A 20,751-nucleotide genomic window follows, 5' to 3' on the forward strand; every position below is an offset into this window, starting at 1 on the left:
GGTTAGTATCTAGTGTACTAGATGCCCGTCGATTGGAGTCGGTCTTGTCGAGCACCGGAAGCGTGGACGTCGACTCTGTGGCGGTGGGGCGGCGATCGGCGCCGACGATTCCCGGCGCGTTCGGTTTCGTCGTCGCGGTCGTGTCGTTGATGCTGATCTTCGCCACCGCGGGCGCCCCCGCGGCGCTGTATCTCACCTACGAGTCGGCGTACGGGGTTTCGCAGGCCGTCATCGCCCTGTCGTTCGGGGCGTACATCTCCTCGGCCGCAATCACATTGGTTGTATTCGGCCGGATCTCGGACCACTGCGGGCGGCGCAGGGTGGCCGTCGTGACGCTGGGTCTCGCGCTGACGTCGTGTGCCGTGCTGGCCGCCGCGCCCGGGGCGGGCGGGCTGATCGTCGGGCGCGCGGTGCAGGGCGTGGCCGCCGGGCTGGGTATGAGCGCTGTCAGTGCCTATGTCGCCGATCTCGGCGGCGCGGGCGGGGATACCCGTCGCGCGCAGGTGGCCACCAGCATCGGCCCGACGGCCGGGGTCGCCCTGGGCGCTGCCGGGGCCGGACTGCTGGTGAGCGTGGTGCCGATGCCGGAGGTCACCATCTTCGCGGGTCTCGCTGTCGCGCAGGCGCTGTGCGCGGTGGCGCTGATCGCGTGTCCAAAGACGCGGGGCAGGCATCCGGGTGCGCTGCGGTCACTGCGCCCGGCCGTCGGCATCCCGGTGGGCAAGGGTGGGGTGTTCGTCGCGATCTGTTTGGCCACGGTGTCGTGCTGGGCGATGGGCGGGTTCTATCAGGCGATGGGCCCGGTCGTGATGGGAGACGTCTTCCCGGGCGCGCCACGTGCCGCGGGCGGGCTGAGCGTCGCGGCGCTGATCGGGGTGACGCCGCTCGGCACGCTGATCGCGGCACGGCTGCGGCGGAGGTCGGCGATCTGTGTCGGGTTGAGTTGCTATGTCGTGGGGGTGGTGCTGGTTCTCGTATCGGTGGCGACGCACGGTCTGGGGTTGTTCTTCGGCGCGAGTGTGGTGGCCGGAATCGGGTTCGGGATGTCGTTCTCCTCGGCCCTGGGCACGGTGCTCGTGCTGGCCGCTCCCGGCGAATTGGCGGGCGTGCTGTCGGCGTTCTACCTGATCAGTTATCTGGGGGCGGCGGTTCCGGCGGTCGTGGCCGGGCGCTGGCGCGTACGGTCGGCGTTCACGGGGTGACGCTGGGATACGGAGTGCTCGTGCTGGGGGCGGCCGGCACGGCCGGGTTGCTCGTGGCGCGACGGGTCGATTGACGCGAGTGCTGCTCGATGTGTGCTGGCGGTGGTTCAGCTGGCGATAACTAGTATACTAGTTACGGCACGTACATCGGCGATTCCATCCGGGAACAGGAGAGCATCATGGGCAGTCTCGACGACAAGGTCACGATCGTGACGGGCGCGGGCCGGGGGATCGGTCGCGCCATCGCGGAGGCTGCCACCGCCGAGGGGGCGATCGTCGTCGCATCGGATATCGACGCCGAGGCCGCCGAGCGGACCGCCGCGGATCTCGGGGGTGACGCGGTCGCGATCGCCGCGGACGTGTCGTCGGCGGACTCGGTGCGCGCGCTGGTCGACGGTGTGATGGAGCGGTTCGGCCGGATCGATGTCCTGGTGAACAACGCGGGCTGGGACAAGGCGGGCCCATTTGTGGAGTCCGATCCCGCCGACTGGGACCGAATCATTCGCATCAACCTCTACGGCGTTCTGCACACGTGCAGGACTGTCCTGCCCATCATGTCCGAGCGGAAATCCGGCTCGGTCGTGAATATCGCCTCCGACGCGGGGCGCGTCGGCTCGTCCGGCGAGGCGGTCTACTCGGCGACGAAGGGCGGCATCATCGCCTTCACCAAGACGGCCGCGCGCGAGGTGGCCCGCCACAATGTGCGGGTCAACTGCGTCTGCCCCGGCCCGACGGATACCCAGCTGCTGGCCGAGTTCGCCGGGGACAAACTGCGCAACGCGCTGGTTCGCGCCATTCCGCTGGGCCGAGTGGGGCAGCCGGGCGATGTGGCGAACGGGGTGGTCTTCCTGGCCGGGAACAAGGCCGAGTTCGTGACCGGCCAGACGCTCAGCGTGAGTGGGGGACTGACGATGTGCTGATCGTCGCGCCACCGAATCCGGCCCGTACCGAAGGCTTTCCGTGCCTCGGTGCGGGCCGCTCCGTCTCTGCGGCGAGCCGCTCACATCTCGCGCGCTGTGACCCTTGACACAACCACGGCCCGTCTCTACTGTCTAATTTATATTCAATTAAATATTTCCCGCGGGCAGCTCGAAGAAGAGGATCAAGCCATGGCAGTACGAAATCGCCGGGTTGTGACCGGACTCGATGACCAGGGCAGATCCTGCATCCGGTCCGACGAATCGATCGCCGATCTCGCGCCGCCCGATCCCGCTCGACCCCTCGTGTGGGCGACCGCCCTTCCCGCCGACAACCGCTCCGACAGCGAGCCCGCGGCGTCACCGGTCTCGCTGGATCTGTTCTCCAATGGCGGCGGCTTCCTCACGGTGGCGGAGATGCGGCCGGGCGAATCGGGCCCGCTGCACGCGACCGACACCGTCGACTACGTGATCGTCCTCGACGGCAGTGTCCGAATGGCGATGGAACAGGGCGATGTGGTGCTGAATCCCGGCGACATCGTGGTGCAGCGCGGCGTCGCGCACAGCTGGACCGTGGTCGGCGACAAGCCCATGACGATGGCCTGCGTCGTCCTTCCGGCCAAGCCGGTCTCGGGCGCGAACGACGAATACAACATTCGAAACCTGAACCACTGATTCCCACAGCAGGAGTGAAGATGACCAACGCCGATATGGCCGCACGATGGGCCAAGGCACTCGCGGAACGCGATGTCGCCGATTTCCGAGACCAATTCGATCCGCAGGCGCAGGTATGGCAGAGCACCTCGAACGCCTCCCACACCGCCCAATCCGGTCTCGACGGTATCGAGGCGCGCGGCGGGCTGCCGGAGTTCACCGATATCCGGACCACGGTGACGGACTGGGGATTCATCTGCCGAACGTCGACCCATCACGACGGCCGCAATCTTCATCTCGCCCAATTCCTTTGGGTCGAGGGCGACAAGATCGTCAAGGAAGAGGAGTTCATCGGCGTCCAGGTGAACGACGGCTAGCAAGCGCGTGAGTGGATTCGACGAAGGAAGCCCCGCGTGCGGTTCGCTGAGCGAGCTGGTTCGGGCGATGTATCGCGACCATGCCGATCGGGTCGCGGTCGTGGACGAGGACGGGAGCGCGCCGCGGTACGGCGAGCTCGAGGAGCGGGCCAGGCGGGCGGCGAATTGGTTTGCCGTGCAGGGAGTTTCACCGGGTGACCGGGTGGTCCTGGTGATGCGGAACCGCTCGGAGTTCGTGCAACTCGAGCACGCGTTCGCGCTGGGTGGATTCGTGCGGACGGCCCTGGGGCCGAGATTGCGTGACGTCGAGGTGCGCACGATCGTCGAGGACGCTCGGCCGTCCTGTCTCGTGGTCGACGAATTCTGGGCGGAGGCCGCGAGCGACGAGTTCTTCCGCGAGCTGTCGGTGCCGGTCGTATTCGTCGGATTCGGCCCGTCGGATTCGCTGCCCCGGACCGGTGCGGACGTCCATCGGTTCGAGGCGCTGCTGTCCTCGGCACCGGCGACGGATGCGGAGTTGCCGGTGATCCGGCCCGCCGACCTCTGCTATCTCCTCTACACGTCCGGTTCGACCGGAAAACCCAAGGGCGTGATCCACACCCACTCGTCGATTCTCGCCAATATCCGCAATACGAGATGGGCGCTGGGCGATATCGACGACTCCGATCGTGCCGTGCACACCGCTCCGCTCGCTCATATGAGCGGGACGATCGCCATGGCGGTGGCGACGGCCGGGGGAGCGAACAGCCTGCTGGCCAAGTTCGATCCGGATCAGGTCCTGGATATGGTCGAGCACCGCGGTGCGACGATCGTGCCGGTGGTGCCGACGCAGCTCAACGCGCTCGTGGAGCGTCTGTCGGAGCGTCCCCGGGATCTGCGCGGCCTGAAGCGCGTCGCGTACGCGGGTTCGGCGATCACCGCCGACCGGCTCGCCGACGCGAAGAAGTTCTTCGACGGGAAGCTGGTGCAGCTGTACGGGCTCAGCGAAGCGCCGATGCCGGTCACCGCGCTCGCCGCCGAGGACCATATCGACCGCCTCAACCGGGCGGGCCTCGCGCGTTCCGCCGCGGCGGGCCGACCCGCTCCCGGTGTCCGGGTGAGGATCGTCGACGCCGACGGTGGGGCGCTTCCGTGTGGTGAACGCGGTGAGATTCTCGTCGACGGCCCCACCAATTGCGCGGGCTACTGGCGAAACGACCAGGCGACGAACGAGCTGTTCGAGACCGGCGGATGGATCAGAACGGGCGACATCGGAATCATCGACGACGACGGCTATCTGTTCATCGTGGATCGCCGGAAGGACATGATCGTCTCGGGCGGATTCAACGTCTACCCCAGAGAAGTCGAAAACGCGCTGGCCACAATGGAAGGCATCGCTCAGGTGGCGGTTGTCAGCGCACCGGACAGCATGTGGGGCGAGGCGGTGGTGGCGGTGATCGTGCCCCGGCCCGGCGTCGTGCTCACCCTCGAGCAGGTACAGGACCACGCGCGAGAACGATTGGCCGGGTACAAGATTCCGCGACGTCTCGAAATCCGCGAGGAATTGCCCACCGGCAGTACGGGAAAGGTGCTGAAGCGGGTGCTGGCGGACGAGTTCTGGTCGGGCGCCGCCCGCCGCGTCGGTGGTGGGTGAACGCACCCGGTCGTGCATGCGACAAAGCCCGATTCCCGGAAGTATCGAAGGAGTGTCGAAATGACGAATGCGACAGATGTGAGCGGTGCCGTCGACAGCGCAGGGCTGCGGCGCCTTCTCGACAAGGAGGAGATTCGCGAGAACCTCTATCGCTACGCGCGCGGTGTGGACCGCCGCGACTGGGAAATGTTCCGCAGCACATACCATCCCGATGCCCATGACGATCACGGGCCCTACAAGGGGGATGTCGACGGGCTGGTCGAATGGGTCTCTCGCCGGCACGCGCTGATCGAGCAGTCGCAGCACCTCGTCGGCCAGATCGCGATCGACTTCCTCTCCGACGACGTCGCCGTATCGGAGACCTACGAGATCACCACGCAGCGGTATTCGAACGAGGCCGAGGAGACCATCCGCAGCTGGGTGGGGGATACGCGGGTCGCCGACGACGACCGGCTGGAAATCATCATGTACGCGCGGATGGTCGACCGGGCCGAACGGCGCGGCGGCGCTTGGAAAGTGGCCCGCCGCGAAGTCGTCATCGAGCAGGTCTATTGGCGCATCATCGCGGCCGACGAGGTGTCGACCGCGTCGGCGCCCTTGGTGCGCGGCCCGGAGGACGCGGTCTTCCGATTCCTCCGGGCAGGGGCGTAGTTCGCCCGCGACCGTCACCGCCGCCGCACGACGTATTCGCTGAGGTCGGGCTCCTCGGTCATGGCGCGATAGTCGACCAGCCGCCACGGAATCGCGTTCACGACACGGCCTTTCGCGTTGCGGTACCAGTTGTCGGTCCCGGGATGGGTCCAGACGAGCTGTTCGTGTTCGGCGTCGACCCGGGCGTTGTAGCGCTCGGCGACGTCGGCGCGGACGTCGACCGAACTCAGGTTCTCGGTCGCCATTCGCACGAGGGTCCGGACGATGTAGGTCACCGCGCACTCCGATTGCAGCAGAGCGCTGCCGCCGTGCGCGGGTGTCGTCTGCGGCCCGCCGACGATGAAGAAGTTCGGGAAACCGGGCACGGTGATGCCGAGGTAGGCGCTCGCGTCGTCGTCGCCCCACCGGTCGCGCAGCGTATCGCCGTCGCGGCCGCGAACCTCGAAGGTGGACAACATCTTTCGGCTCTGGAATCCGGTCGCGAACACCACCACGTCGGCTCGGTGCCGGGTGCCGTCGGCGGTCAGGACGTGCCCGGCGTCGAATCCGCTGACCCGCTGCGGGATGAGCTCGACGTCCGGGCGGCGAATCGTGGCGATCCACTCGTTGTCCATGAGGATGCGTTTGCTGTAGGGCGGGTAGCCGGGAATGACGGTGTCGTGCAGGAGCGCGGCATCGGCACCGAGTTGTTCGGTCATCGCCTTGGTGAGGAACGCGCGATGTTTGTCGTTGGCCGCGTTGACCGAACGGTCCTGGTGCGGCCACTCCGGATCGCGCCGGAGGGTGGCCAGCAGCTTGTCCTGGAACTGCCAGATCAACCGCATCCGGTAGAAGCTGGCGTAATAGGGCACCTGCTCCATCAACAGCCGGATGCCCGCGTCGACGTCGCGCAGGTAGTTGCCGTTGGGCACGACCCACTGGGGGGTGCGCTGGAAGACCAGGGTGCGCTCGGTGCGGTCGGCGATGGCCGGAACGATCTGCATCGCGGTCGCGCCGGTGCCGATGATCGCCACGCGCTTGCCGGTGAGGTCCACCGAATGATCCCAGCGCGCCGAATGGAACATCGCGCCGCCGAATTCGTCCCTGCCCGGCAGCTCCGGGATCGCCGGTTCGTTGAGCGCGCCGACGCAACTGATCACCGCGTCCGCGGTCAGCGTCTCCGTGCCCGCGGCGCTCTCGATCTCGACCGCCCAGGTCTGGGTGGACTCCTGCCACACCGTGCCGCGCACGGATGTGCCGAAGCGGATGAACCGCCGCAATCCGAATCGCTCCGCCACCGACCGGAAGTAGTCGAGCACCTCGGGCTGCTTGGCGTAGTACCGGGTCCAATTCGGTTTCGGCGCGAAGGAGAACGAATACAGATGGGCCGGGGTGTCGACCCCGGCCCCGGGATAGGTGTTGTCGTTCCAGACGCCGCCGACCGATTCGTTGCGTTCGAGGACGGTGAAGCGGATACCGAGGTGCGCCAGCGCGGCCGCGGCGGCGATGCCGGACGGACCGGCCCCGATCACGACCACATGCATCGTGTCGGCGCGGGCGGGTCGTGCACCGGGCCAATCGATTTCGTCGCGCAGGCGGAAACCGCCCTCCTCGGCCAGCAACGCGCCGTATTCGGCGGGGACCTCCTCGCCGAGGGAGAGACTCAGCATCGGCGCGATCCGCTCGTCGGCGGGCGGCGGCGCGATCGGGCGGCGGCCGTCCCGGATATCGCGCAGGATCTCCAAGGCCGCGGCGCGTACCCGAGCCTGCCGGTCTTCGGAGAGTCCGCCGGTGTCGTTGTCGTTGAGCGCGACCGTCCGGGTGGGCCGGAACGGTCCCTCGAGCCAGGTGGGATCGTCGGTCAGCTGGGCGATGACCAGCAGCAGCGTCGGGATGTTCGCGACCGCGAGGGCCGTCTCCAATTCGGCGTCGCTTGCCGTCAGCGGCGGCGAAAAGGGCCGTCCGGCAATGGGATCGACCGCATCTGCCGTTGCCTCTGTGGTCATCGGTGGGTACCTCCTCGGCTGTTCGGGAAAACGCGAGCGACGAACCGTTCGATCGCGTGCAATCCGCGGGTGTGCGCGGGATGGGTCGGCATCTGCATGAACCCGTGCGGGGCATCGGGAATGGACAGGTAGCTGTTCGCGACGCCCGCATCGGTCAGAGCCGTTGCGAGGGAAGAGGATTCGTGATGCAACGGGTCGTCCTCGCCGACGAGGATCAGGGTCGGCGGGAAGTGGTCGCAGAACCGTTCCGGATGCAGGCGCGGATCGTCGTCGATCCGTCGCATATCGTCGGGCTCCAGATAGAGCTGGCTGTCCGGATCGGGACCGCCGACGAGGTCGGTGAGCACCGGCAGCGCCCGGTGGACGTCGTAGATGCCGTACAGCAGCACCGCGCCCGAGACGAGATCGGCCTTCCCGTTCGCCAGCGCCGCGGCCGCGAGATTCGCCCCGGCGGAATCGCCGCCGACGAGGATCCGGTCCGGGTCGCCCCCGAACTCCGTCGCGTGCGCACGGAGCCATTCGAGGGCGTGCGCGGTGTCGTCGACGGCGGCCGGGAAGCGGTGTTTCGGTGCTCGGCGGTAGTCCAGGACGACGGTCAGCAGACCCAGAGCCGCGAGGTCCGCGGCGAGTCTGCGGTGACTCGCCGGTGCGCCGAGAACCCAAGCGCCGCCGTGCAAATACAGCAGGGTCGGAAACGGCGGCTCGCCGGTCGGCCGGTACACATCGGCGGTGATCCGCCAGCCGCCGACCTCGCGCAGCGGCACCTTCGGCACCACGGTCGCCGCGGGTCCGGGCTGATTCGTGTAGTCGTCGAAGGATGCCAGCAGGTCGAGCGCGCTGCCCGGCAGGCCCTTCGTGGACAGCGTTCGGTTGAATCGGTAGAGGTCGGCGGGGACGCCGTGGGTCTCGGGGCTCCGGGCCGAATTCGCCTGTGTCATCCGCCGATTCGCCTTTCCTGCCCTTCCCAGTGGCGGCTGCGCAGCACGTGCCGCTGAATCTTGCCGGAGCCGGTCTTGGGCAGTTCGTCGACGAATTCGACCGAGCGCGGCCGCTTGTAGCTCGCGATGCGTTCCAGGCACACCGCGTCGATATCGGTCTCGGTGACGTCGAATCCCTCGCGCACGACGACGACGGCCTTGACGGCCTCGCCCCAACGTGGATCCGGTACGCCGATCACCGCGACCTCGGCCACCCCCTCGAGCGCCGAGATCGCGGCCTCGATCTCGGCCGGGAACACATTGAAGCCGCCCGAGACGATCATGTCCTTCTTGCGGTCGACGACGTGCAGGAAACCGTCCTCGAACCGGCCGATGTCGCCCGTCGAGGCCCAGCCGTCCGCGAGCATCACCTCCGCGGTCGCCGCGGGACGGTTCCAATAGCCGAGCATCGTGGTGTCGCCCCGGGCCTGGATCTCGCCCTCCTCGCCGTCCGCGGCGAGGCCGCCGTTCGGGGTGACGAGGCGAACCTCCACGAACGGGATGACGCGTCCGGCCGAGGCCAGCCGGGCGGGCACCGGTGCGTCCGGATCGAAGCGATGGTCGTGCTTCGACAGCGAGGCGAGCGGGAACGGCACCTCGGTCAGTCCGTAGCCCTGCACGAAGACCTCGCCGAGGCAACCCACCAGGCGCCGCAGCCGTTCCGGCGCGATGGCGGAACCGCCGTACAGCACGGTGTGCAGCGTGTCGGTACGCCACGTCCCCGACTCCAGGTGCGGCAGCAGCATATTGAGCATCGTCGGCACCGCCGGCAGGACCGTCACGCCGTGTTCGGCGATGGCGGTGAGCGCGGCGACCGGTTCGAATTTCGCCGCGCACACATGCGCCGCGCCGCCGAGGGTGTAGGGCACCGACAGGTACCCCGACAGATGGGTCAGCGGCGCGACGTGCAGGACGACGTCGTCGGACTCGATCCGGTCCAGCGCCACCATGAGATTGCGGGCGCACGCCAGCACGCTGCGATGACTGAGCATCACGCCTTTCGGCTCCCCGGTGGTGCCGGAGGTGTAGGGCAGCCAGGCCAACTGTTCCGGTTCGACGTCCGGCGGCGCGATATCGGACGACTCGAGCAGCGTCGCGAACGGGATGGACCGCTCGGATCGGGGGGCGTCGACGGCGACGATCGTGATGCCGACTCCCGCGTCGGCCATCGCCGCGGCCACTTCGATCTCTCGGTCGGCGTCGACGAAGGCGACGACCGGGTCGCAGTCGCGGGCGATCTGCGCGATCTCCCGGGCGTGCAACCGGTAACTCAGGGCGACGCGGACGAATCCGCCAGCGGCCAGCGCGTGATCGATGACGAAGCATTCCGGCCGGTTCTGCGACAGCACGATCGCGCGGTCGCCGACGCTCATCCCGAGTTCCGCCAGCCCGCCCGCGAGCCGGCGGGCGCGCCGACCCAACTCGGCGTAGGTGAGGCGTTCGCCGTCCTCTCCGATCACCGCGGGGCGATCGGCGAAACGCCGATAGCACTCGTCGAACGCGGAGGTGAGGGTCGCCGTGACGACACTTGTCCGTTCCGGGGCGCTCGAGGTTGTTTCGATGGTCATCACAGTCCTTTGTCACACTTCGACGCCGTCCGACTCGGCTGTCGGAGAACGCCGGGCTCTGCTCGTGGCGAGATCGGGGCGGCCGGCGGCGCGGGGGAGAGGGTGCGCTGTCGCAACGTCCGCGTCTAATTAGTATAAGAGTTACAATCGGCAGGGGCAAGCTAGTCTCGAGCGGCAACCGCGAATAGGGGGGCCATCCCCAGGTAGGAGATCGGCATGACGAAGCCTGAGCAGCGCGTCCGTCGGGGGTCGTTGCCCGCGCACACCGCTCGGCGGATCATCCGGGATTTCGCGGACCGCGGCGTGCAGCCGGGTGAGGGGCTGGCCGACGAGGCCACGCTGGTCGAGCGGTACGGAGTCTCGCGCGGCACGCTGCGCGAGGCACTGCGATTGCTGCAGTTCCTGGGCGCGGTGACCGTCAAGGCCGGTCCGCAGGGCGGGCCGCGGCTGGCGACGCCGGACCCCGCGGTGGTCGGCAGTGCGCTCGGGATGGTCGTGCAGTTCCACGGCGCGACATTGCGGTCGGTGTTCGAGGCGCGGCTCGCCATCGAGCCCGCGGTCGCCGGGCTCGCGGCGGAGAACAGAACCGACGAGAACCTCGCGCAGCTCGATGATTCCGTGTCGGCGCTGCGGGCCTCGGTGGGGCAGCGCGGTCCCGCCTACGCCCAGCACGCGGCGCGCTACAGCCTGCGGGTGGCGCAGGCGTCGCAGAACGCGTTGCTGGCGGCCCTCGTGCCCGCGCTGGTCGCGATGAATACGACTGTGGCGTGGCGGTATCCGTCCGGTAGCCGCGCGGAGTTGGCCGATCGCGTGGCGGAGATCGTCGAGGCGATCCGGGCCGGCGATGCGCTCACCTCGCGCACGGCCACCCACGAGATGATCAATGGTCTGCTGCTCGAACTGGAGAGCGGCCAGCGCCAGAAGCTGGACTCCGTGATCCTGTGGCCGGACGTCGACGAGGTGCTGGAGCGGCGCTACCACGAGTAGCGCCCCTGGCGAAAGCCGCACCGCGCCAACGTGTTTGCGCCGAGCGGGTGGTTCGGCGTCCGTCATCGCTCCACTCCGCGCGCCCGCGCCGTCCCGCGCCCGAATCGGCTGGTGATCGTTCTTGACCGCGGACCCCACCTCTGCGTATAAATGAGATTGATAATAATGAATAGCCCATTAGCGTCGCGCCGAGTCGCGGACGAGCGCAGGGTTCCGCTGGAAGGAAAGTGAGTTCGGCCTATGGACACACCGCTCGACATCTCCGGCGACGGCGCGATCCGGATCTGGACCATCAACCAGCCCGAGACCGGCAACGCCATCACCGACGCGGCGTTCACGGAGTCCTTCGATCGCGCGGTCGACGAGGCCAACGCCGATCTCGCGGTCCGCGCCGTGATCCTGACCGGCGCGGGCAAACTGTTCTCCTCCGGCGGCAACGTTCGCGAGATGGCAAGCCGCGCAGGCATGTTCGGTGTGGACGAACGGCGGCAGCGGCAGGCGTACGCGACCGGAATCCAACGGATCCCCCAAGCGGCGCTGCGGCTCGAGGTGCCGCTGATCGCGGCGGTCAACGGGGCGGCGGTCGGCGCGGGCTGCGATCTCGCGATAATGGCCGATATCCGCATCGCGTCCGAACGTGCCTGGTTCGCGGAGAGTTTCGTCCAGATCGGTCTCATCCCGGGCGACGGTGGTTCCTGGTTCCTGCCCCGCGCGGTGGGCTGGGAGCGGGCCGCGGAGATGACGTTCACCGGTGACCGCGTCGATGCCCCCACGGCCCTGGAGTGGGGCATGGTCAGCCGGGTCGTGCCGCACGAGGAGCTGATCGCCGAGGCCGAGGCGCTCGCCGCGCGCATCGCCAAGAACCCCTCGCACGCGCTGCGCATGGCCAAGCGCCTGCTGCACGAATCCAAGTCCGCGAGACTCGATTCCGTGCTCGCGATGGCCGCGGCGATGCAGCCGCTGGCGCACCTGGACCCCGAGCACCAGAGCCGCCTCGACAAGTGGCGGTCGCGATGAACACCGTCGAGCGGCTGGTGCCCGCGGCGTTCGTGCCCGACCGGGACACCGACGTACTCCGCGCCGAGGTGCGCGCATTCCTCGCCGAGCAGCTGGCGGGCGGGGCGTTCGTCCCGGCCGTCGACAGCTGGCTGTCGGGCTGGGACGAGGTCTTCACCAAGGCGCTCGCCGCGCGCGGCTGGATCGGCATGACCGTTCCGGTCGAATACGGCGGGCACGGGCGGTCGTTCGTCGAAAGATACGTGGTGACCGAGGAACTGCTCGCGGCCGGTGCGCCGGTGGCCGCGCATTGGATCGCCGACCGGCAGATCGTGCCCTCGCTGCTGAAATACGGGAACGAGACGCAGAAGCGGAAATACCTGCCCGCGATCACGCGCGGGGAGTGCTACTTCGGCATCGGTATGAGCGAACCCGGCTCGGGATCGGACCTGGCGAGCGTGCGCACCAAGGCGATTCGGGTCGAGGGCGGCTGGCGGATCAGCGGCAGCAAGGTGTGGACATCGGGAGCCCATCGCGCGCACGCGTTCATCGTGCTCGCGCGCAGCGCACCGGTCGATCCCGCGCACCGGCACGCCGGATTGAGCCAGTTCCTCGTGGAATTCGCGCAACCCGGGGTCTCGGTGCGGCCGATCGTGTCGATGAACGGCGAACATCACTTCAACGAGGTCTTCCTCGACGACGTCTTCGTCGCCGACGAGATGGTCGTGGGCGAGATCGGCCAGGGCTGGCATCAGGTCACCTCGGAGCTGAGCTTCGAACGCAGTGGGCCCGAACGCATCCTGTCGACCTTCCCGCTGCTGGCGGCGCTGTGCGGTGAGATGAGCGGCGCGCGCCTCGACGCCGATCCGGCACTGGGCCGCTATGTCGCGCGGATCGCGGGTCTGCGGCAGATGTCGACGGCGGTGGCGGGCGCGCTGGAGCGCCACGAATCCGCGGATGTCGCCGCGGCGGTGGTGAAGGTGCTCGGCACGGTCACCGAAGGGGATATCGCCGATCTCGCCGACACGCTGACCGGCGACACCGGTGCGCGGCGACCGGAATTCGCCGCGCTGGTGCAGCGGGCGGTGGATCAGCGGCCGGGCTTCACCCTGCGGGGCGGAACGAACGAGATTCTGCGCGGTGTGATCGCGCGGGGGCTGGGGCTTCGATGACCGACATATTGGAGATAGACCGGGATCTGGCGGATCTGCTCGACTCCGTCTTCGGCGAATACGCCGAGTCGGGCCGGGCCACGCCGGGCGAGTTGGACCGGGAATTCTGGGACCGGCTCGACGGGCTGGGCCTGGTCCGCCTGACCGGCGACGAGGCGCACGGCGGCAGTGGCGCGGGCTGGGCCGAGGCAGTGGCGTTGATCAGCGCCGCGGCAGCCCACGGCGTGCGGTTGCCGCTCGCCGAACACGACCTGCTCGCCGAATGGTTGAGGCGGACAACGGAATTGGACGGACCCACGGCCGTGCGGACGGCCTGTCTGCTCGACGCGACGGGCCGCGCGAACGCGGTGCCGTGGCTCGGTGCCGTCGACCGCGCGGTCGTGATCTGGCCGGTGGGAGACGAATATCGGGCCGCCGATATCGCCGTCTCCGCGCTGACCGTGACCCGTGGCGCCAATGCCATCGGTGAACCACGGGACGGCGTCGTCGTGGATCTCGCGACGCTCGACGGGGTCGAGGTCGCCCCGGAGACCGTGCGGCACTTCGAACGCAAAGCGGCCATGATCCGCGGCGTGCAGGTCTGCGCGGCGCTGGATCGCACGCTCGCCCTCGCCGCCGAGCACGTGCGCTCGCGGGAGCAGTTCGGTCGCCCGATCGCGAAATTCCAAGCGGTGCAATCGGTATCGGCCGATATCGCGGGCGAAGCGGCCCTCGCGCGGGCCGCCACCGAAAGCGCGCTGCTGCGGGCGATCTCGTCGAACTGGTCGGCTCCGGATCTGGATTTCCTTGTCGCCGTTGCCCGTTCCTGCGCCGGACACGCGGCGTCGGTGGTGGTGCGCGGCGCGCATCAGGTGCACGGCGCGATCGGCACCACGCTGGAACACCGGCTGCATACCAGTACCCGCGCCGCGCTGGCCTGGCGCTCGGAGTACGGCTCCCTGCGGTCGTGGGACGAGCGGGTGACCGAGGCCGCGCTGCGCGCGGGCGCCCCCGGGCTCTGGCAGCTGATCGCCGGGTAGGAAGAAGATCGACATGGTTGTCCCCACCCCCGCACAGCGGCGTGCGGCGCTCGAGGCCAGATTTCCCGAGTGGCGGCCCCGGGCGATTCACGAATGGTTCTTCCGGTCGGCCGACGAGTTCGCGGAACGCGATTTCATCGTCACCGAGGATCGAACGGTCACCTATCGCGAGATGGCCGACATGGTCGAGCGCGTCGCCGCGGGCCTGTACGCCCGGGGCATCCGCAAGGGTGATCACCTCGCGCTGCTGATGGCGAACTTTCCGGAATACGTCGCGGTCAAATACGCGGTCTCGCGGCTCGGCGCGGTCCTCGTCCCGCTGAATTTCATGTTCAAACGGGACGAATTGGGTTTCGTCCTGCGCAATTCCGAGGCCACGGGCCTGATCGTGATGACCGGATTCCGCGGCGTCGACTACCTGGACATGCTCGACGAGATCTCGCCCGGATGGGATCGGCGGTTACCCTCCGAGCAGCTGCCGCATCTGCGGTTCGTCGTGCAGTTCGACGCCCTGGCCCCCGCACGCGAGGGCGTCGAAACCCTCGCCGAGCTGATGGCCGCAGACAACCCCCTGCCCGAGAACTACGAGGGCCCGGGCCCGGACGACGTCGGCATGATGCTGTACACCTCGGGCTCGACCGGGCAGCCCAAGGGCGTGCTGTGGACCCACGATCAGGATGCCCGCGTCGGCTTCGGCGGCGCCCTGTCGCGCGCGTTCGGGGACGGGTGGCGGGTGCTGACCGCGTTGCCGCTATATCACGCGTTCGCGAACAACGAGGTGCTCAATGCCGCGATGTTCGCCGGGGGTGCGGCGATCCTGCGCCGCGTCTTCGACGCCGCGGAGATCCTGGACGCGATCGACCGCGACCGCGCCGACGAGCTGGTGACCGTGCCGACCATGGTCGTCGCCCTGTGCGAGAGGGCGGCCGGGCGCAAGCCCGTGGGCGGTTCGCTGGTCGGGCTGATGGCGGCGGGCGCTCCGGCGCCGGTGTGGCTCTGGGAGCGTGCGATCGAGCTGCTCGGCGTCAGCGAGTTGACCACCGGCTACGGTCAGACCGAATCCGGTGGGGGACAGGTGATGTCGCGGCCGGAGGACGGCCTCGAGCACGTGTCCTCGACGGTGGGCCGGATCAAGTACGCCGGACCGGCGGGCCTGCCCGAGCTGGGCGGTCTGATCGCCGAGGTGCACGCCGCCGATCTGGTGACCGGGGAGATCCTGCCGGAAGGCGAAGAGGGCGAACTGATTTCGCGCGGACCCATCAACGCGCGCGGCTACTGGAAGCTGCCGGAGGAGACCACCACCTTCCGCGACGGCTGGGTCTACTCCGGTGATATCGGCGCCGTCACGCCCGACGGCGTGGTGACCCTCACCGGACGGAAGAAGGAGCTGATCCGCAGCGGCGGCGAGAACTACGCGCCGAAGGAGGTCGAGGAACTCCTCACCGGCCACCCCGCCGTGAGCCAGGCATTCGTCGTACCCGTCCCCGACGCCAAATGGGGCGAGATCGGTTGTGCCTGGCTGGTACCCGAACCCGGCGCGAGCATCGACGTCGCCGAACTCGACGCGCTGTGCCGCGAGCGGCTCGCGGGATTCAAGCGCCCCAGGCGATTTCGGATCATCACGGCCGACGAACTGCCGACCACGCCCACCGGCAAGGTGCAGAAGTTCCGCTTGGCCGAGTGGGCGACGCGCGGTTTCTGAGGAAAGGGAACGTAATGCAGCTCGAACGCGGTGTGTTCGGTGTGCTCGACCGGTCGGCGCGGGCGCCGTGGCGTGACCGGGAGGCGTTCGGATTCTCCGACGGCGATTCGGTGAGTTTCGTCGAATTGCGTGATCGGGCACGGGCACTCGCGGGTGGTCTGCTCGATCTCGGTCTGGTGAAGGGCGACCGCGTCGCGTTGATGATGAACAACCGGCGGGAATGGGTGGAGACCTATTTCGCCCTGGCCGCAGCGGGTTTCGTCAGCGTTCCGGTGAACATCATGCTGGTCGCCTCCGAGATCGATCACGTCCTCGGCGACAGCGGAGCGCGGGCGCTCGTCTACGACGACTACGTGGCCGAGCGGGTCGCGCACCTGGATGCCCGGGTCGAATGGGCGGTCGGGGCCGGAACCACGCGGGCCCCGCGGCGCGCGGATCGATTCGTGGCCTACGAGTCGCTCATCGCCAACGCGGATCCCGAGCGCGAGATCGCCGGACCCGACCTGCACGATCCGATGACGATCATCTACACCTCGGGAACCACCGGGCGCCCGAAGGGCGCGGTGCACTGGCACAACGGCGTGCTGTGGAACGCGATGGGACAGTGGCACGCGCTGGGACTCGACGGCGGCGTCCGCTCCGGCGTCGTGTCGTCGCTGTCGTGGGCGGCCGGGATGCATGTCCTCGGCATCGCGCTGGTGTGGGCGGGCGGCTCGAGCCATATCCGCGGGCTCGGCGGGGCCACCGCGGAGTCGGTGGTGACCATGCTGGTCGACGAGCGCATCACGCACACGTTCCTGCCGCCGAGTCTGCTGAGCGATATCGCGCGCGAGCCGGAACTGCTTGCGCGCCTGGCGAATTCGAGTCTGCGCTGGTTGCTCACCGGCAGCGCCCCGGTGCCGCGCACCCTGCTCGAGATCTTCGCCGACAAGGCGCCGGGTGTGGCGCTGTGCCAGGGCATGGGACTGTCGGAGTTCCCCCCGGTCGTCGTCGTGCTCGGCGCCGACGAGGCGCTCGCACACGTCGGTTCGGCCGGGCGGCCGATGCCGATTAGCCAGGTCGCGGTGCGCACCGCGGACCAGCGGGTGCGCCCGTCGGGTAGCGGAGAACTGCTGGTGCGGTCGATGGCGACCATGACCGGATACTGGAACCAGCCCGAGGAGACCGCGAAGGCGTTCCGGGACGGCTGGCTGAACACCGGCGACCTCGCCGACATCGACGCGGACGGCTACGTGACCATCACCGGGCGGCTCAAAGAACTGATCATCTCCGGCGGCCTCAACATCTATCCACGCGAGATCGAGGAACTCCTGCACCGCGCCCCCGGCGTGCGGGAGTGCGCGGTGGTCGGCGTGCCCGACCCCAAATTCGGCGAGACCCCGGCGGCCGTGGTGGTGCTGGAACCGGCCACCGCCGATCCCGCGGCCGTCGAAAGCCGACTGCGAGCACTGTGCGAACAGCACCTCGCGCCCTACAAACGGCCCAAACACTATGTCCTGAGCGAGGTTTCGCTGCCCCGCAATTCCAACGGAAAGATTCTCAAGCGGGCGATCGCGCCCGAGGTCGCCGCCGCCCTGGGCCTCTCGACCACCGAGTGACCGCGGTGTGGGGCCTCCCGATTGTCCGGGAGGCCCCCTTTCCGATCAGGTGCCCGACCAGACCGGTGCCCGCTTCTCGGCGAAGGCCGTGGCCCCCTCGCGGGCGTCGTTCGAGCGGCGGACCGAATCGACGTAGGCTTCCTGCCGGTCGAAGCCCTCGGCGTCGGTCCAGTCGCGCGATTCGACGAAGACGCGCTTGGACGCGGCCATCGCCAGCGGTGCGTTCGCGGCCATGGCCTGGGCGAGTTCGAGCGCCGCGGTGAGGGCCTGTCCGGGTTCGGTGAGGCGGTTGACCAGGCCGTATTCGTATGCGCGTGGCGCGTCGAGGATGTCGCCGGTGAGGACGAGTTCCATCGCGATGTGGTACGGCAGGCGCTCGCGCAGGCGCAGCAGGCCACCTCCGGCGGCGGCCAGGCCGCGGCGTACCTCGGGCAGCCCGAAGACCGCACTCGTCGAGGCGACGACCAGGTCGCACGCCAGCACGATCTCGAAGCCGCCCGCCAGTGCGAAGCCGTCGACGGCGGCGATCAGCGGTTTGCGCGGCGGACGGCGGACCAGACCGGCGAAGCCTCGCCCCTCGACCACGGGACGTTCGCCCGCGGCGAAGGCCTTGAGGTCCATACCCGCGCAGAACGCGGGACCGTTGCCGGTGATGATGCCCACCGACAGATCGGTGCGCTCGTCGAGGGTGTCCAGCGCCGCCGCGATCCGGGTGGCCAGCGCGAGATTCACGGCATTGCGGGCCCGCGGGCGGTTGAGCCGCAGCACGAGGACGCGGCCGTGCTCTTCGACGACGAGTTCGTCCCCGCTCATCGGGCCGTCATCCGGATCGCGCCGTCCAGGCGGATGGTCTCGCCGTTGAGCATCGCGTTCTCGACGATGTGCGTGGCCAGTCCGGCGAATTCGGCGGGATCGCCGAGCCGGCTCGGATGCGGGATCTGCTTGGCCAGACCGGCCCGGATCTCGTCGGTGAAGCGGGCGAGAATCGGAGTGTCGAAGACGCCCGGCGCGATGGTGTTCACCCGGACCAGGCGCGAGGCGAGATCGCGGGCGGCCACGATGGTCATGCCGACGACACCGGCTTTCGATGCGGCATAAGGTGTTTGGCTGATCTGGCCTTCGAAGGCGGCGACCGACGCGGTGAGAACGCAGACGCCGCGCTCGCCGTCGACCGGTTCGTTGGTCACCATCTGCGCCGCCGCGTGCCGCAGCACATTGAACGTGCCGGACAGGTTGATGCCGACGACGGTGTCGAACAACTCCTGGTCACCGGGCCTGCCGTCCTTCTCGACCACCCGCACCGAACCGCCCCGGCCCGCGCAGTGCACGAGGATCCGCAGCGGGGCCACCTCGGCGGCGGTGGCGACCGCGGCCGCGACGGCATCGCCGTCGCGCACGTCCGCCGGGGCGAATGTGCCGCCGAGTTCCTTCGCGACGGTCGCGCCGTCACTGGTCGGCAGGTCGACGATCACCACATGGGCGCCCTTGTCGGCCAACCGTTCCGCGCTCGCGCGGCCGAGGCCGGACGCGCCGCCCGTGACCAGGGCGCTCGATCCTGGGATCTTCACTCGTACTCCTTTGTTACGACAGTCGCTCGATGATGGTGGCGTTGGCCATGCCGCCCGCTTCGCAGATCGCCTGCAGGCCGTAGCGGTGACCCTCGTCCTCCAGGGCGCAGAGCATGGTGGCCATGATGCGGGCGCCGGTGGCGCCGAGGGGGTGACCGAGCGCGATGGCTCCTCCGCGCGGGTTGAGCCGGTCGGTATCGACACCGAGTTCCTCGGCCCACGCCAGCGGCACCGGCGCGAACGCTTCGTTCACCTCGAAGTGCCCGATGTCGTCGATCCCGAGTCCGGACAGCCGAAGTGCCTTCTGGGAGGCGGGAATCGGGCCGGTCAGCATGAGCAGCGGGTCGTCGCCGACCGCGGTCATGGTGTGCACGCGGGCGCGGGGCGTGAGCCCGAGGCGCCGGACCGCGCGTTCGCTCATCAGCAGCAGGGCGGCCGAACCGTCGGTGATCTGCGAGGCGTTCCCCGCGGTCACCGACCACTCGATCTGCGGGAAGCGTTCGGACATGGCGTCGCTGCGGAACGGCGTCGGCAGCGCGGCCAGCTTCTCGAGCGTGCCGCCCCGCCGGATCGACTCGTCCGCGGTGACCGTGCCCTCGGGTGTGGTGATCGGGACGATCTCCCGATCGAAGGCCCCGCTGTCGGCGGCCGCCGCGGCGCGCCGATGCGATTCGAGGGCGTAGGCGTCCTGCGCCCGCCGGTCGATGCCCCAGCGGGCCGCCACCAGCTCGGCCGAGACGCCCTGCGGGATCAGACCCGGTGCGTAGCGGGTGTCGACGCCCACGCCGAAGGGGTTCTTCCCGTTGCGGTTGCTACCGATCGGGATCGCGCTCATCGACTCCACACCGGCGGCGATCGCGATGTCGTAGACCCCGGCCATGATGCCCTGGGCGGCGAAGTGCACGGCCTGCTGACTCGAACCGCATTTGCGCTCGATGGTGGTCGAGGGCACATGGACCGGCAGCCCCGCGCCCAGCCACGCCATCCGGCCGGGAGTTCCGGACTGCTCGCCGATCTGGTTCACGCAACCCACCAGGACGTCGTCGACGTCACCGGGGTCGAGGTCGGGGGTGCGGGCGAGCAGCGCCTGAAAGGTCTGCGCGAGCAGATCGACCGGGTGCAGCCCGGCCAGGGCTCCCCCCTCGCGGCCGCGGCCCATGGGAGAGCGGACGGCGTCGACGATGTAGGCGGTAGCGGTCATCTCCGGCCTCACAGTTCCTCGACCGGCACGACGGTGGCCTGCGCGTACAGCTCGGCGACCGCGCCCGTCGGGACCAGTTCCATGGAGAAGTCGCCGCGCGCGGTCCGGCGCACCCAGGCGCGATCGAACGGCAGCGAGGGGGTGCGGGGATTCTTCGGCAGGTCGATGATCGCGTCCCCGAAACCGTCGGCCACCAGCTGCGCGACCGTCGCGGGCACGTCCTCGCACTCCATGCACATCATCTGCTGCCCGTGCTCGAAGACGTCGTCGAGCACGCGCACCGGCCCGCCGTCGGCGGTCTCGATGATCTCGAAGTACACCTTGTCCCCGATGGCCACGAACGCGTTGCGCACGCCGATCTCCGGAATCCCCGACACGCGCACCGAATCCGCTCCGACGAGACGAGCGTAGAAGCGGCACGCCTCCTCCAGCTTCGGGACAGGGACCGCCACATGGCTGAGCCGCGCCTTCATCGATGCGTCCTTCCGTTCCGGAACTATCATATTGGTGATTATGATATCTATCTATCCGGGCCGCCGCCAGC

Annotated in this window: 19 protein-coding genes; 12 read left to right on the forward strand and 7 right to left on the reverse strand. The window is 68.9% G+C overall.

The window, feature by feature from the left end:
- Window positions 1–44 precede the first annotated feature (44 nt).
- From ACFYTQ_RS25675 to ACFYTQ_RS25700, 6 genes are all read left to right on the forward strand, one after another.
- Window positions 45–1,202 carry an MFS transporter gene (locus ACFYTQ_RS25675; RefSeq protein WP_387365958.1) on the forward strand — a complete coding sequence of 386 codons (1,158 nt, stop codon included), beginning with the start codon at window positions 45–47 and terminating at the stop codon, window positions 1,200–1,202.
- Between the two features lie 179 nt (window positions 1,203–1,381).
- Entirely contained in the window at window positions 1,382–2,122 is a 741-nt protein-coding gene (locus ACFYTQ_RS25680; protein ID WP_387365961.1) for an SDR family NAD(P)-dependent oxidoreductase, read from the forward strand.
- Between the two features lie 189 nt (window positions 2,123–2,311).
- Entirely contained in the window at window positions 2,312–2,794 is a 483-nt protein-coding gene (locus ACFYTQ_RS25685) for a cupin domain-containing protein (RefSeq protein ID WP_387365964.1), read from the forward strand.
- 20 nt (window positions 2,795–2,814) lie between these two features.
- Window positions 2,815–3,150 carry a hypothetical protein gene (locus ACFYTQ_RS25690; RefSeq protein WP_387365967.1) on the forward strand — a complete coding sequence of 112 codons (336 nt, stop codon included), beginning with the start codon at window positions 2,815–2,817 and terminating at the stop codon, window positions 3,148–3,150.
- Window positions 3,151–3,217: 67 nt separating this feature from the next.
- A complete protein-coding gene (locus tag ACFYTQ_RS25695) occupies window positions 3,218–4,783 on the forward strand; it encodes a class I adenylate-forming enzyme family protein (protein WP_387365970.1) in 1,566 nt (521 codons plus the stop codon).
- Window positions 4,784–4,861: 78 nt separating this feature from the next.
- Complete coding sequence (locus ACFYTQ_RS25700; RefSeq protein ID WP_387365973.1) at window positions 4,862–5,434, forward strand: nuclear transport factor 2 family protein; 573 nt, start codon at window positions 4,862–4,864, stop codon at window positions 5,432–5,434.
- Window positions 5,435–5,448: 14 nt separating this feature from the next.
- Here the strand turns inward: ACFYTQ_RS25700 and ACFYTQ_RS25705 are convergent, their stop codons facing one another.
- The 3 genes from ACFYTQ_RS25705 to ACFYTQ_RS25715 are packed head-to-tail and all read right to left on the reverse strand — an operon-like array spanning window position 5,449 to window position 9,964.
- Entirely contained in the window at window positions 5,449–7,419 is a 1,971-nt protein-coding gene (locus tag ACFYTQ_RS25705) for a flavin-containing monooxygenase (RefSeq protein WP_387365976.1), read from the reverse strand.
- Complete coding sequence (locus ACFYTQ_RS25710; protein WP_387365979.1) at window positions 7,416–8,357, reverse strand: alpha/beta hydrolase; 942 nt, start codon at window positions 8,355–8,357, stop codon at window positions 7,416–7,418. Before ACFYTQ_RS25710 ends, ACFYTQ_RS25705 begins: the two co-directional genes overlap by 4 nt.
- Window positions 8,354–9,964 (reverse strand): class I adenylate-forming enzyme family protein, encoded by a 1,611-nt coding sequence (locus ACFYTQ_RS25715; protein WP_387365982.1) that lies wholly within the window; start codon window positions 9,962–9,964, stop codon window positions 8,354–8,356. The genes ACFYTQ_RS25710 and ACFYTQ_RS25715 overlap by 4 nt, the downstream gene beginning before the upstream one ends.
- A gap of 216 nt (window positions 9,965–10,180) precedes the next feature.
- On the opposite strand from ACFYTQ_RS25715, the gene ACFYTQ_RS25720 reads away from it, so the two are divergent.
- The 6 genes from ACFYTQ_RS25720 (at window position 10,181) to ACFYTQ_RS25745 (ending at window position 17,438) form a co-directional block, all read left to right on the forward strand.
- Window positions 10,181–10,951, forward strand: coding sequence for a FadR/GntR family transcriptional regulator (locus tag ACFYTQ_RS25720; protein WP_387365985.1), 771 nt, complete (start codon window positions 10,181–10,183; stop codon window positions 10,949–10,951).
- 240 nt (window positions 10,952–11,191) lie between these two features.
- Window positions 11,192–11,968, forward strand: a complete 777-nt coding sequence (locus ACFYTQ_RS25725) for a crotonase/enoyl-CoA hydratase family protein (protein WP_387365988.1) — start codon at window positions 11,192–11,194, stop codon at window positions 11,966–11,968.
- The gene (locus tag ACFYTQ_RS25730; RefSeq protein ID WP_387365991.1) at window positions 11,965–13,119 is read left to right on the forward strand and encodes an acyl-CoA dehydrogenase family protein; all 1,155 of its coding nucleotides are present in this window, start codon (window positions 11,965–11,967) and stop codon (window positions 13,117–13,119) included. Before ACFYTQ_RS25725 ends, ACFYTQ_RS25730 begins: the two co-directional genes overlap by 4 nt.
- A complete protein-coding gene (locus ACFYTQ_RS25735; RefSeq protein WP_387365994.1) occupies window positions 13,116–14,138 on the forward strand; it encodes an acyl-CoA dehydrogenase family protein in 1,023 nt (340 codons plus the stop codon). The genes ACFYTQ_RS25730 and ACFYTQ_RS25735 overlap by 4 nt, the downstream gene beginning before the upstream one ends.
- Window positions 14,139–14,151: 13 nt before the next feature.
- On the forward strand, window positions 14,152–15,840 hold the full coding sequence (locus tag ACFYTQ_RS25740; protein WP_387365997.1) for an AMP-binding protein: 1,689 nt from the start codon (window positions 14,152–14,154) through the stop codon (window positions 15,838–15,840).
- A gap of 14 nt (window positions 15,841–15,854) precedes the next feature.
- Complete coding sequence (locus ACFYTQ_RS25745; RefSeq protein WP_387366000.1) at window positions 15,855–17,438, forward strand: class I adenylate-forming enzyme family protein; 1,584 nt, start codon at window positions 15,855–15,857, stop codon at window positions 17,436–17,438.
- Window positions 17,439–17,483: 45 nt separating this feature from the next.
- Here ACFYTQ_RS25745 and ACFYTQ_RS25750 read toward each other — a convergent pair whose 3' ends face one another.
- From ACFYTQ_RS25750 to ACFYTQ_RS25765, 4 genes are read right to left on the reverse strand one after another with little or no spacing between them, the layout of a single operon-like run.
- Complete coding sequence (locus ACFYTQ_RS25750) at window positions 17,484–18,251, reverse strand: crotonase/enoyl-CoA hydratase family protein (RefSeq protein ID WP_387366003.1); 768 nt, start codon at window positions 18,249–18,251, stop codon at window positions 17,484–17,486.
- Window positions 18,248–19,006, reverse strand: coding sequence for an SDR family NAD(P)-dependent oxidoreductase (locus ACFYTQ_RS25755; RefSeq protein WP_387366006.1), 759 nt, complete (start codon window positions 19,004–19,006; stop codon window positions 18,248–18,250). Before ACFYTQ_RS25755 ends, ACFYTQ_RS25750 begins: the two co-directional genes overlap by 4 nt.
- A gap of 13 nt (window positions 19,007–19,019) precedes the next feature.
- Complete coding sequence (locus tag ACFYTQ_RS25760; RefSeq protein WP_387366009.1) at window positions 19,020–20,207, reverse strand: thiolase family protein; 1,188 nt, start codon at window positions 20,205–20,207, stop codon at window positions 19,020–19,022.
- Window positions 20,208–20,215: 8 nt separating this feature from the next.
- Window positions 20,216–20,680, reverse strand: coding sequence for a VOC family protein (locus tag ACFYTQ_RS25765; protein ID WP_387366012.1), 465 nt, complete (start codon window positions 20,678–20,680; stop codon window positions 20,216–20,218).
- Window positions 20,681–20,751 lie beyond the last annotated feature (71 nt).

The organism is Nocardia sp. NPDC004068 (assembly GCF_042874315.1).
GTDB lineage: Bacteria > Actinomycetota > Actinomycetes > Mycobacteriales > Mycobacteriaceae > Nocardia.